A 14,034-nucleotide genomic window follows, 5' to 3' on the forward strand; every position below is an offset into this window, starting at 1 on the left:
ATGTGCGGTATTGCCGGTTTTTTTCAAACTAAATATGACGTGTTTAATGAACATTCCTGTAGATTGCTTACAAATAAACTAACTAATATGAAAAAATCAATAAAACACCGTGGACCGGATGACGATGATATATATTTAGAAGGTTTTGCAGGTCTTGCCCACACCCGCCTTTCCATTAGGGATTTAAAAGGCGGGCATCAGCCTATGTCCTGTATGTATCGTAACCGGATTGCTACTATTATATATAATGGGGAGCTTTACAATACTTCTGAGCTTACAGAAAAGTTAAAGGAGTACTCCGTCACTTTGAAAACAACCAGCGATACCGAAGTTATTTTGTACTGCTACCTTGTATTTGGTCATAGAATTTTCTCCCAGCTAAACGGGATTTTTTCCTTTGCAATATACGAAGATAACACATTAACTATTGTAAGAGATCATCTTGGAGTTAAACCTTTATTTTACCATTACGACTTTAATCAGTTTGTATTTTCATCAGAAATAAAGGGAATTTTTGCTTACGGAATTGGGCCGGAATTAAATAAGGAAAGCTGGTGCGAAATTATCGGCTTAGGTCCTGCCCATACTCCGGGAAATGGCGTTTTTGAAAACATAAAAGAACTTCTTCCGGGACATTTTATGGAAATCACCTGTGATTCCCATAAAAATATTTTGTGCCGTGACAAATGCTATTGGAAGCTTACATCTAAGCCTCACACTGAAAACTATGAGGATACAGTTAACCATTGCTCCTATTTAATCGAAGATGCCATTGAAAAACAAATGGTTTCAGATATTCCAATATGTACTTTTTTATCCGGAGGTCTTGATTCCAGTTTAGTTTCAGCCATTGTGGCAAAAAAACTTGCCCCTGATAAATTAAACACCTATTCCTTTGACTTTTTAGGTAATAATAAGAATTTTAAGGCAAGTTCCTTCCAAAGCACCCAGGATAGACCTTATGTGGATATTATGGCTAATCATATTCACAGTAACCATTCCTACCTTGAGTGTACTAATAAAGACCAGATTGACTGTTTATACAAAGCCATGATTGCAAGGGATATGCCTTGTATGGCTGACGTGGAATCTTCAATGCTTTATTTTTGTAATTTAGTTTCACAGGAGTGTAAAGTAACCCTTACCGGCGAATGTGCTGACGAAATCTTTGGAGGTTATCCATGGTTTCATAGGGAAGATATGCTAAATCAGGTTACCTTTCCATGGTCTTATGATTTAGATGCAAGAACCTGTCTTTTTAAAGATGATTTTATAAGAGAGCTTCCTTTAAAGGAATATATTAATGAAAAATATTTAAATACCATTAAGGAATGTCCTGATTTAATTGATGATGATAAAATTGAAAGAAACAGGAGAAAAATCTGTTATTTAAACGTACGATGGTTTATGATGACACTTTTAAACCGTATGGACAGATGTAGTATGTTTTCAGGACTTGAAGCCCGTGTTCCCTATGCGGATTACAGGATTTTAGAATATGTGTTTAATGTTCCATGGAAATACAAATGTTACAATAATCAGGCAAAAAGTTTATTAGTTGAATGTGGGAAAAATTATCTTCCAAAAGAAGTTTTGTACCGTAAAAAAAGTCCGTATCCTAAAACATATGACCCTGATTATGAAAAACTCTTAGGCAATCTTGCCTTAGAGGAATTTCATGCAAATCCAAAATTAAGCGAAATAATTGACAAAGAAAAACTTGTAAATTTTATAAAAAGTCCAAAAGATTACGGAAAGCCGTGGTATGGGCAGCTAATGGCAGGTCCACAGATGCTTGCATATATAATACAGATAAGCTACTGGTTAAAAGAATATATAAAATAAGAAAACAGGGCTGTATTATAACATTTATGTTAAAGTACAGCCCCTTCTTCTTAAATTCCTTTATTTATGCTTTCGCTAATAAGGTTTTCAACTCTTTTAACTTCCTCTAAGAAATTCATCGCAGACATTCTTAGTGCCCCATGTCCCATAATAATCAGCTGCTCTAGGGCATCTGATGTGGCAACGGTAACTTTATATTTGCTACTCATTTTGTGGGTAGTTTTTGCTATATACATATCTGCTGTTTCAGCTGCCCTTGTATACACTACAAACACATTATCATGTTTGTATACTGTTTCAGTATGCCTTTTTACATTATAAGCATCAAATACAACTATAACGGTACAGCCTTTATATCCCTGATAATTAGACATAATATCAAGAAGCTTATCCCTTGCCCCGTCAATGTTGTCTTTAGCTAATTCTTTTAATTCATCCCACGCAAAAATAATATTATACCCGTCTACCAAAACACATTCTGCCAGATTATTCTTATTATTTCCTTTATAAACCTTAGGTTTACTGTCATATCTTCTAACAGTAGGTGTAGCAATTTTTTTTCGTTTTATTTTGCCGAAGGTTCTCTCAAAAATTTCCTCTAATTCCTTGTCTCCTGCATAAGTATTTAACCGGGTCTTAGACGGAGTATCAGTATTAATTGTTGTAATTTCCCCAACCTCTATGTTATTAAGATTAGTCTCATCCTTAAGGTGCATATAATCTTCCACCAAATCCCACGGGACATTAAATCCGGCGCCGTGGGCACAAAATACAGACCCTGTAGGATTATTTACATCGCTTTCACTGTCATATCCTATTTCATTAATAACTTCCTCTTCATTGTGACAAGGTGCATAGCCTTTATATTTTAAGGTAAGTCTTCCCTTACCATGAGTATACTCGTTGACTTCTGTTATATAATTCCAAATTTCCGATACCGGTGCATAGCCCTTAAGGGTGGCATTACTTTCAGACAACTGTGGTGGATTTGTATAGCCGTACATTCTGCTAATATCATTCATAGCTCTTCCCACACAATCTGCCGGAACATCCAAAGTAAAATCATAATATGGCTCTAAAAGCACTGATTTTGCCTTTTTTAACCCCTGTCTTACAGCTCTGTATGTTGCCTGTCTGAAATCACCACCTTCAGTATGCTTTAAATGTGCCTTTCCGGCAACAATAGTAATACATATATCAGTAATTGGTGCACCTGTTAAAACTCCCTTATGCTCTTTTTCTGCTAAGTGAGTAAGAATAAGCCTTTGCCAGTTTTTTGCCAAATCATTTTCTTTAACCTTTGAGTCTAATATAATTCCACTCCCCGGTTCAGCCGGCTCTAACAATAAATGAACCTCTGCATAATGTCTTAAAGGCTCAAAATGCCCAACACCAATTACCGAATCCCCTATAGTTTCCTTATATAAAATTCCGGCAGAATCAAATTCAACATCCAAGTCAAACCGTTCCTTAATAAGCTGCTTTAAAACCTGAATCTGAATAGGCCCCATAACGTTTGCTGTTATTTCATGTTTTTCGCCATTCCACTTTAATTGCAGGGTAGGGTCTTCTTCCTCTAATTCCTTTATTTTTAAATATGCCTGATTAATATTAACCTCATCAGGTGGAATAATTTTATAGCAAAGAACAGGTATTAAACCAGGGGTTTCACTTTCTTCTTCCTGACCCAATCCCTGACCTGAATATGTTTTGGTAAGGCCAGTTACGGCACATACATCTCCTGCCACAACACTTCCTACAGGCTGGTATTTTTCTCCGGAATAAATTCTTATTTCATTTACCTTTTCTTCCCACTCACCGCTATCTATATTGCTTCCTTTAATGCTTTCCTTAACAGACAACTTTCCACCGGTGATTTTCATATGGGTAAGTCTGTTGCCGTTATTATCCTTTGATATTTTATATATTTTGGCTCCGAATTTATCACTGTACACAGTTTCAAAGGTATACTTACATATCCCCTCTAACAAATCTTCAACTCCTTCAAGCTTTAAAGCCGCACCAAAATAGCATGGAAAAAGCTTTCTGCCAAATATAAGTTCAGTAATGGTTTCCTGACTGATATTTCCTGTTTCCATATATTCCTCTAAAACATTTTCATCAGTCATGGCTATATCTTCTAATATGCCTACATCTCCCTGAAATCTTACAATATTATCTCCAAATTTTTCCTTTAATTCATGTAAAACAAAATCGCCACTTACATTTGGCATATCCATTTTATTTACAAAAATAAAAGTTGGAATCTGGTATCTGGCTAAAAGCTTCCATAATGTTTCAGTATGTCCCTGTATGCCATCTGATGCACTTACAAGAAGAACAGCATAATCTAATACCTGCAATGTTCGCTCCATCTCAGTGGAAAAATCCACATGTCCCGGAGTATCTAATAATGTTACCTCCATATCCTTATATTCAAAGACTGCCTGCTTTGAAAAAATCGTTATTCCTCTGTCTCTTTCCATCTGAAAATTATCCAGATATGCATCTTTATGGTCAACACGACCTAATTTTCTTATTTTTCCCGTTAAATACAATACTGACTCAGAGAGAGTAGTTTTACCACCATCTACATGAGCCAGTATTCCTAATGTAATCTTTCTCATAAATAAGATTATAACTTATAAATTGACAATTTTCAATTTAAGATACACTTATCTGATTACTTTTTTAATATCATAATTTTCATCAATGAGAACAATTCCTGCCCTCTTTCCGTCCTCTATAGTACCACATTCTGAAAGAATGCCTATAGATTTTGCCGGGTTATATGTTGCTGCTTTTATGGCACTGCATTCAGGAATGCCCATTTTAATAATGTTTACCATACATTCATAAACATTTGTGGCACTACCTGCTAATGTCCCATCTTTAAGTCTTACAGCCTTATCCTTTAAGTAAACCGGTAAACCGCCTAGTTCGTATTCACCCTCAGGCATACCACATGCCATGGTACTGTCACTTATAAGAATAATTCTGTCATCTCCAAACATCTTAAATGCTGCCTTAATTGCCGCAGGATGAATGTGTATGCCATCACAAATCATTTCAGCCATAACCCTTTCATTTTCTGCAGCTGCCCCTACAACTCCCGGTTCTCTGTGAGTCAGACCGGTCATTGCATTATAGAGATGAGTAACGTGATTAGCTCCCATATCAAAGGCTAATTTTGCTTCATTATAATTAGCAATTGTATGTCCTACTGAAAATGAAATTTTATCTTTTAAAGCCTTTATACAATCAATGGCACCATTTACTTCCGGTGCAATGGTCACAAGCTTTGTAAGTCCCTTAGAATCATTAATTAATTCCTGTAAAAATTCCACATCCGGCTTATGGACATATTCCGGATTTTGCGCCCCGCACTTATGAGGTGAAACAAATGGACCCTCTAAATTAATTCCACATAAAACAGCCTCACCTTCACCTGATTTGTGGTTAGCGGCAACTGAACAAATCTTTTTAAGCCTGTCTAATGGCAAGGTCATTGTAGCAGGACAGATATTTGTAACACCATTACTTAACTGATACTTTGCCATAGCACTTATGGCTTCATCAGTTCCATCGCAAAAATCATATCCCACACAACCGTGAAAATGAATATCCGTTAGTCCCGGAATTACCTTAAGTCCCAAAGCATCAACAATATGATTTTCATCAATGTTATCTGCTTTAATAAAATCATCTACTTTTTCTATAATTCCATCTTTAATAAGAATATCCTTTTTTTCAAATTTAAAATCTTTTGTAAAAACTAAACCGTTTTTAATAAGCATTTTTTGCCTCCATATCAGATATATTCATCTATAAGTTCTAAAGCCTCTGCATCACCTACTAACGTTACATCGTTATGTAACTGTAAAACTGAAGCCGGAACATTTGGAGTTACCGGTCCAAAAAATGCTTTTTTAACTATTTCAGCCTTGTTTTTACCATTTACAACAATAACAATTTTCTTTGCCTGCATAATTGATTTGATGCCCATGGTATATGCTTCCTTTGGTACATCATCTATATTTTCAAAAAAACGAGAATTTGCGTTAACTGTACTTTCTGATAATTTTACACAATGAGTTTCTTTTTCAAAAGCCTCATCAGGTTCGTTAAATCCTATATGTCCGTTATTTCCAAGACCTAACAGCTGTAAATCCACCCCTCCGCTTTTCCTGATAATCTCATTGTATTCATCACATGCTTTCTTAGAGTCAGGCTCTAATCCGTTTGGTACATAAGTATTTTCTTTTTTAATGTTAATATGGTCAAACAGATTTTTATTCATGAAATAACGATAACTTTGGTCGTTTTCAGGTGATAGTCCTTTGTATTCATCTAAATTAATTGTCGTTACTTCGCTAAAATCCAAATCGCCCTTTTTATACCACTCTATAAGCTGTGCATAAGTTCCAAGTGGTGTCGAACCTGTTGCCAGTCCGATAACACATTTAGGTTTCATTATTATCTGGGCAGAGATAATATTAGCTGCCATTCTGCTCATTGAATAATAATCATCCGCTTTGATAATACGCATATTGATTCCTTTCCACTATCAATCATACGTTGGTATTATTTCTGAATTCCTTAGGTGACACTCCTTCATAATTTTTAAAAATTCTTGAAAAATGGGTAACGTCCTGAAAACCTATTTTTTCAGAAATATCCTGAATCTTGTATGACGTAGTTTTCAATAATTCTTTTGCTTTGTCAATACGAATTCTATTAATTATTTCAAAGAAACCTTTTCCCGTATACTGATTTAACAACTTGCTAAGATGCCAGTTACTTATAAAGCACTGGTCAGCCACATCTATAAGACTTAATTTCAAAACATAATGCTCATACATAAATTTTATGGCATTTTTAATTATGTAATTGTTTGCATCAGTAAACTTAAGTTTTCCTTCGCAATCTGATTCGTCTATGACTCTGTTTTTAATAAATGTATCATAGAGATATTTTTCTTCCGGATCATTTAAATCCCAGATATCACTATCTGACTCCTCGCCCATATCTCCTTTGGACTGGAGATTTTTTATCATAGCATCAATTGCTTCCTCTAATTCATCAAACTTTGACGGCTTAAGTAAAAATCTTGTTACTCCCAGCTTAATAGCCTGCTGTGCGTACTCAAAATTTCTAAATCCGGTAAGAAGGCAAACCTCAATATTAGGATATTCTGATTTGACAGCGGCAACCATTGCCAAACCATCCATATTAGTCATTGATATATCTGAAATGAGAATATCAGGCTGTAATTCCTTTACTAATTGTAGCCCTTCTAATCCATTACTTCCTGTTCCTACTATTTCACAATTCCAATTAGCCCACTCAATCCCCTTTTGTAAACCTTCAACGATGATTGGCTCATCATCAACTATGACAACTTTATACATAATTTTTCTCCTTTGTCATTTTTATGTTCTTAATATTTTAACACAAAATGGCAAATTTTTTAACCTTTTACGGCACCTACAGTCATTCCTTTAATAATGTACTTCTGTAAACATAAGTAAACAACAAGTACCGGAACAACTATTAATGTAACGGAAGCAAATAACATTCCATAGTTTACACCCTCTTTTGAAGATATGTTATTAAGTAAAACCGTAATTGCCCAGTTCTCCTTTGTTCTTAAGAAGAACATCTGTGTGAACAAATCATTGTAACTCCATAGGAAACTAAATATTCCTACCGTAACAAATGATGGCTTGCTAAGAGGCATTATAACTTTAAAATAAATCTGGAATATGTTACATCCTTCCATATATGCTGCTTCTTCTAATTCAACAGGCAATCCCTGTATATAACTTGATAATACAATAATGGCAAATGACATATTACCTGCAATCTGCGGTAAAATTACCGATAAAAGATGTGCACCAACGCTATTTGTATTAACTAATCCCCATGCAGATTCTAATCTGAATACCGGAATAATTGTGGAATAAATTGGGAACATCATTCCCGCATACAAAAGCGCTAAAAGAACACCTTTTCCTTTAAATTTGTATCTTGTAAGTACATAAGCAGCCATTCCCGATAACAAAATAACAACCACAGCCACTGTTCCTGAAATAATGAAACTGTTTTTATATGCACTTATAATATCGTAATTGTCAAATATTTTTACGTAATTATCCAATGAAAACAAATCTCCAAAAGGAAGTGAAAAGGAATTGCTATATATAGCCTTTCTATCCTTAAATGAGTTTAAAATTGACCATATTAATGGAAAAATTGTTGTCATTGCCCATGCAATAAGGAAGATATAGATGATTATTGTAGAAATTTTTATTTTACTTACTTTGGTTTTATTCTCCATCTTTACCTCCTACACTTCATAATCACTTTTAGTTTTAAATATTTTATTAACCACAACAGATAACACTACACCGATTATAACAATGATTACACCGATTGCTGCCGCAAAGTCAACATCAGAGAATACATTGTCATACATATATGTACCTGTCAGCCATGTATCTGACATACCATTAGGGAACATTGTCCATGGCAAATCAAATACTTTAAGAGCACCTGTAACTGCAAGAACCACACATGTACAAATACTATTTCTAAGAAGTGGTAATGTTATGTATCGTGCCCTTTGAAATTTTGTTGCTCCGTCAATTGAAGCCGCCTCATATAATTCTTCCGGTATTCCACTTAGCCCGGTTAGCAATATGATGAAGTAAAATCCAACATATTGCCATATAACCGGTACCAACATGGTAAATATTGCGTGGTCTGCTTTCCAGTCAATAAGTTCATTAGTTGAGGCGTCTAAATAACCAACAAACTGTAAAATCTGGTTAATCATACCTTTATCATAAAGAAAGATAAGGTTAAACAACAAACCAAGCGCCGTTGCCGAAACAACGATTGGGAAGAAATATACAACTCTGAAAAATCCTGAACCTTTCCTGATGTTGCTTACAAGAAGTGATAAGATAAGCGCAATTCCTACCTCTCCAAGTATTGTTGCAACTATCATGATTCCTGTATTTTTCAAAGCTATAAGCATTTTAGGATCTTGAAATATTTTAATATAATTTATATAAAATGGTTTATTCCACTCAGCAGATGTCGTTCCCATGTATTTAATATGTTGAAAACTGTTTATTATGTTTTGAACAAATGGGTAATACAGGAAAACAAACATGAAAATGAATGCCGGTATAAGGAAAAATATTATCATTTTTTTATTTTTGTAAATTCTTGAATTCATTTTCTCCATTAACCTTTCTAAAATATAAGGGGTTGCTGTTTACCAACAACCCCTGTAGGTTTTAAATTTACTACCTAAAGCATCTTACTGCTTTATTTATAAATATTATTCACTGAGCTTGTCGATAACTGCCTGTACTGCATCCTTAGCGGCTGTTTTGCCCTGTACTATTGATGACATTTCACCAAAGATTGGCTTTCTAACTGCTTCTGATAAGTTATCCTGAACAGCAGGTGAAATTGCTGTTACACCTGCACTAAATGTTACAGCATCTTTTGAAAGAGCAGTCATATTATCTGCCGGTGTTGTTCCATTCTTTAATGCTGTTACACCTGTACCTGCAAATTTAGATACCATTTCATCACTTGTCATATATTCTACAAAATCAACAGCTGCAGCACGTTTTTCAGGATCATCCCATGCTTTCTTTGTAATGTAGTATCCCATTGAAATACCACCAATAATATCTGTTGATTTACGATCACCCTTACCAGGTACATATGTTACTGTATAGTTTTCCGGATCCTTAACAGCACTTTCAATACCACCGACTTTCCATGAGCCATCGCAAAGGAAAGCTGCCTTGTCGTTTGTGAATAACTGGAATGTTTCGTCGTCTTTTGCTGTTAATGTATTAGCCGGGAAATATCCTTTTTCGTATAATGTTTTAATATCCTCTAAACCACTAACCCATGCTTTTCCTGCAGCATCATCTACCTTAGCAGGAACTGTGTTATGTGTTGTAGGTGAATCAAAGTTGTAAATTGAATATTCAAACCAATAATGTGGAATTTCAAGTAATGATGCAGCAATTGGTGTATATCCTGCTTTCTTGATTTTCTCACACATCTGTAAAAATTCATCCCATGTAGTATCTTTTGTTGGAACATCTACTCCTGCTTTTTTAAGAACTTCTTTGTTTACAAACATTCCTTCCCAGAAACCATTAACAGGAATTGAATAATTCTTTCCATCTACAGGTGATGCGCCAAGCATATCATCCTTCATATTGCTTGCATAATCAGGATATTCTTTCCTAATCTCATCAACTGAAACTACCTTGCCCTGTTCAACGAACTGATTTGAATCAACTCCGTTAAAGAAGAATAATACATCAGGTTCTGAACCTGTTTCAAAGTCTGTTGTAATTCTTGACTTAAATGTTTCATCAGATGTTGCTGAACTGTCATCAACCTTGTTTCCGGTCTTGCTTTCCCAGGCTGCTACTGCATCTTTGTAATTCTGTGCATTTGTGTCCTCACCTGCATAAGTTGTTGTAACGCTCAACTTAACTGATTTCTTACTTGTTTCATCACTGGTTTTTTTACCAGAATTGCTGCTACCGCATCCGACCATTGATACTGCCATAGCACCGCATAATACTAAAGCTAGCGCTTTTCTCATAATTAAATCCTCCTTATTCTCATGAATCAGCATTTTTGTATATTATGTATGACGATGATTCATTTATTTGATTTACATTAATTATTTTACACAAAAAATACCAATAAGTGAATGTATCTTATTGGTATTTTCTTGATATTATTTGGTTATTTTATTACAAAAAAAGTGGTGTTTTTGTTTATAATTGCCATTTTTTGTCTGTTATTGTTCGTTACTATTTCAACAAAGTACAATTTTACAAGAATCAACTTAATTTGCTCTTTTTTATTTTAATCTCACTTACCGTTAAATTATCCTGGGGATTAGATATTGTCAATCCACTATCTTCCCCATAAAGTATCTTTAATCGTTTATTTACATTTCTTATTCCTATATGAGAATGATTTTTAATATTTCCCATATCATTAAGAAGACTGTCTATCTGTTTCCTGTCATGTTCACTTATATTTCCATTATTTTCAACAACAATATATAAATAATCCTCTTTTTCATATATTTTTAGCTTTCCAATTCTGTTGCCATAAATATCACCACCATGTTCCACCATATTTTCAACTAAAGGCTGAACAATTAATCTTGGAATGTTTATATTAAATAATGTCTCATCCACCTCTTTTTTAAACTGAAACTTACTTCCAAATCGCTGAACAATAATATACAAATATGCATTAACATAATCCATCTCTTTTTTTATTGAAATGAAGGACTCATTATTTCTGTTCATTGTTGCTTCCATCATAACACTTAACGATTCAATCATTTTACTTACATCGTTGTTGCCGGCTATTCTTGCTTTCCAGTTAATAATTTCCAACGTATTGTTAAGAAAATGGGGATTAATCTGAGACTGCAATGCCTGCATTTTTGCATCTCTTACGGCAATTTCTTCAGCATAAATCCTCTCAAAAGATTGTTCAAGACTTACGGACATATGATTAAAGGTATCAATAAGAGTACCAAATTCATTTTTCTTGTTAAAATCTGATATTTCGTATCCATATTCTCCATTTTCGATTTTCTCAGATGCTTTTACAAGACTTGATATAGGCTTACTTACATTGGTATAAAAATAATAAAATGTTGCAAAGAATAATGGAATCAATAATAAAATAATTATGATATATACATAAACTGCCACGTTATTTTCACTTAACATTCCAACTCTGTCAAGTTTTATTACAAAGGAAAGCCTTTGATTATTAACTGACATTGTGATATATGACATACCTTTATTTTTATTGCATCCATATTTAAGAACTGAATCGGTTATTCCTTCACCGTTCATAACTTTTTCATTGGCAAAATATAATAATTTTTTTCTATCCATTGTGTCTAAGGAGCTGCAATTCTTAATCATATCATTTTCCAGATAAATTAATGAATCCTGCGCCCATACCACATTATCAATACTTTTAAATATGTAACTTTTGTTAATTTCCATTACAAGAATTGCTATTGGCTTATACTGACTATTAACAATGTTTCTAATAAGATATAAGTGATTCGAGATTTCAACAAATTTAGTTCCTGTTCCAAGATTTTTTGCCACACTACTTACAGTTGAAAGTGCATTTGCCATAAATTCATTAATGTTAGCATATGTAGAACCTGCCATATTGCTATATGCATAATACTGATATGGAGTTTTCATGTTAAACAATAATATGGTATTTGATATTAAGGCGCTATATTTGTAGGTATTATTCAGATATGACGATATTTCATCATACATCTGGGCATCATTGCCGTTTTTTTTATATGAATTATAACTATCTCTTATAACCCCATCATAAGAGGCTCTTTTAGACTCTTCAATTGCCGCCATAATATTGGTTCTGCAAATTTCAGCAGCATTCTCCATGGAAGTATTTACAGTATCATTTATCTGCTCGTTAGTTTTGGTTTCTGCCACATAAAAAAGAACAATAGCCAAAGCAAGACACGGTATAAACCAACACATTAAAATAACCCTTATCATTCCCCTTGTTAAATCAGATTGTTTAAACTGATTTACATTAAATGAAGCCTTGATATTGTTGAATTTTGTTGACATCTTTCCGTTTTTTCCTGCCTTGTCCATTGTCCTAATAATTCTCCTTAACGTCTATTTATTATTTCAGGCCAAGGAATTTTTCAAATATTTCACATACTTTAATCGCATCATCCTTCTCAGGCATTTCACAGAAAATTCTAATAAGAGGTTCTGTACCCGAGAATCTTCCAATTACCCAGCCACCATTCTTAAAGTATACCTTGCATCCATCCATATAGGATACATGATCTATTTCATATGGCAATTCCGGTAACTTCTTTTCAATCATTAAAAGTTCATGAATTTCTTCTTTCTTTTGAGGACTAAACTTGTAATCTCTCTCTTCCATGTAGATACTTCCGCATTCTGCTTCAATATCCTTATAGATTTCTGAAATTTTTCTTCCGGTTACAGCAATCATCTCAATAAGAAGCATTGCAGCATATATACCATCTTTTCCATTTATATGTCCTCTAACCGTCAGACCACCGGATGACTCACCACCAATTACAGCATTAACTTCTGTCATTTTTGCTGAAATGTACTTAAAACCAACCGGCACTTCATAACATTCCTCGCCAAATTTCTTTGCAACCTTGTCAAGCATATGGGTTGTAGCTACATTTCTAACTACAGCTCCATGCCATCCCTTGTATTTTACCAGATAATAATATAATAACACAAGTATATCATTTGGATGCAAAAATCTTCCTGTATCATCTATAACACCTATCCTATCGGCATCACCATCTGTAGCTATACCAATATCAAAGTTATAATCCATAACTCTTGTTATCAGACCTCTTAATGTTGATGCCGTAGGTGATGGGAGTTTTCCGCCAAAAAGTGTATCATGTCTGTCATGAATTGTTTCTACATCACACCTTGCCGTAAGAAGTAATGTCTTAAGAGGTATTTCAGATACCCCATACATTGGATCAAGAGCCACTCTTAATCCTGCTTCCTTGATTTTTTTCATATCTACAGCTGCAATGATATTATCTAAATATTCATTTAAAGGATATACTTCCTTTATAAGTCCTTCCTTTTTTGCTTCCTCATAATCCATTTCCTTAATATCATCCGGATTAATTTTTGAAGCATAATCCTCTATTTCTTTTGTCTGATACTCATCTGCATCTCTACCACCATATGTAAATACCTTTACACCATTGTAAATTGCAGGGTTATGACTTGCAGTAACCATCATTCCGTAAGGCAATTCATGCTTTTCTACATAAAACATAAGAAGAGGTGTTGGTGCTGATTTATTTACAAGTAAAGTTTCAATACCTTCAGCTGCAAATACCTGTCCCATCCACTGCATTGCTTCCTTTGACAAAAACCTTTTGTCATAACCAATTATAATTCCTTTATCTGTCTTATTTTCAGCCTTCATTTTGTTGCACATAGCCTTTGCTAATAACTGAATGTTAGATTTGATAAATTCATCACCAATAACTGCTCTCCATCCACCGGTTCCAAACTTAATCATAGTTTCCTTCCT

General features: G+C 34.2%; 10 protein-coding genes. 1 reads left to right on the top strand and 9 read right to left on the bottom strand.

What is annotated here, in order from left to right:
- Positions 1–1,845: an asparagine synthase (glutamine-hydrolyzing) gene (asnB, locus tag H8S00_RS04550; RefSeq protein ID WP_186840049.1), complete on the top strand. Its 1,845-nt coding sequence runs from the start codon at positions 1–3 to the stop codon at positions 1,843–1,845.
- 50 nt (positions 1,846–1,895) lie between these two features.
- On the opposite strand, the gene H8S00_RS04555 is transcribed toward asnB, so the two are convergent.
- The 9 genes from H8S00_RS04555 to H8S00_RS04595 all read right to left on the bottom strand — a co-directional run bounded on the left by H8S00_RS04555 (position 1,896) and on the right by H8S00_RS04595 (position 14,022).
- Positions 1,896–4,472 (bottom strand): translation factor GTPase family protein, encoded by a 2,577-nt coding sequence (locus tag H8S00_RS04555; RefSeq protein WP_186840050.1) that lies wholly within the window; start codon positions 4,470–4,472, stop codon positions 1,896–1,898.
- Positions 4,473–4,520: 48 nt separating this feature from the next.
- Positions 4,521–5,642, bottom strand: a complete 1,122-nt coding sequence (gene nagA, locus H8S00_RS04560) for an N-acetylglucosamine-6-phosphate deacetylase (RefSeq protein ID WP_186840051.1) — start codon at positions 5,640–5,642, stop codon at positions 4,521–4,523.
- Between the two features lie 14 nt (positions 5,643–5,656).
- On the bottom strand, positions 5,657–6,394 hold the full coding sequence (nagB, locus tag H8S00_RS04565) for a glucosamine-6-phosphate deaminase (protein WP_021952967.1): 738 nt from the start codon (positions 6,392–6,394) through the stop codon (positions 5,657–5,659).
- A 22-nt stretch (positions 6,395–6,416) separates the two neighbouring features.
- Complete coding sequence (locus H8S00_RS04570) at positions 6,417–7,256, bottom strand: response regulator transcription factor (protein ID WP_021952966.1); 840 nt, start codon at positions 7,254–7,256, stop codon at positions 6,417–6,419.
- A gap of 59 nt (positions 7,257–7,315) precedes the next feature.
- Complete coding sequence (locus H8S00_RS04575; RefSeq protein WP_021952965.1) at positions 7,316–8,185, bottom strand: carbohydrate ABC transporter permease; 870 nt, start codon at positions 8,183–8,185, stop codon at positions 7,316–7,318.
- 9 nt (positions 8,186–8,194) lie between these two features.
- Entirely contained in the window at positions 8,195–8,959 is a 765-nt protein-coding gene (locus H8S00_RS04580) for a carbohydrate ABC transporter permease (RefSeq protein ID WP_366459413.1), read from the bottom strand.
- A gap of 237 nt (positions 8,960–9,196) precedes the next feature.
- Positions 9,197–10,495 (bottom strand): ABC transporter substrate-binding protein, encoded by a 1,299-nt coding sequence (locus tag H8S00_RS04585; RefSeq protein ID WP_021952963.1) that lies wholly within the window; start codon positions 10,493–10,495, stop codon positions 9,197–9,199.
- Between the two features lie 244 nt (positions 10,496–10,739).
- Positions 10,740–12,575, bottom strand: coding sequence for a sensor histidine kinase (locus tag H8S00_RS04590; protein ID WP_021952962.1), 1,836 nt, complete (start codon positions 12,573–12,575; stop codon positions 10,740–10,742).
- Positions 12,576–12,606: 31 nt separating this feature from the next.
- The gene (locus H8S00_RS04595) at positions 12,607–14,022 is read right to left on the bottom strand and encodes a phosphoglucomutase/phosphomannomutase family protein (RefSeq protein ID WP_186840052.1); all 1,416 of its coding nucleotides are present in this window, start codon (positions 14,020–14,022) and stop codon (positions 12,607–12,609) included.
- Between the last annotated feature and the right edge of the window lie 12 nt (positions 14,023–14,034).

Source organism: Eubacterium segne, assembly GCF_014287775.1.
In the GTDB taxonomy this organism is placed as follows: domain Bacteria; phylum Bacillota; class Clostridia; order Lachnospirales; family Lachnospiraceae; genus Eubacterium_G; species Eubacterium_G segne.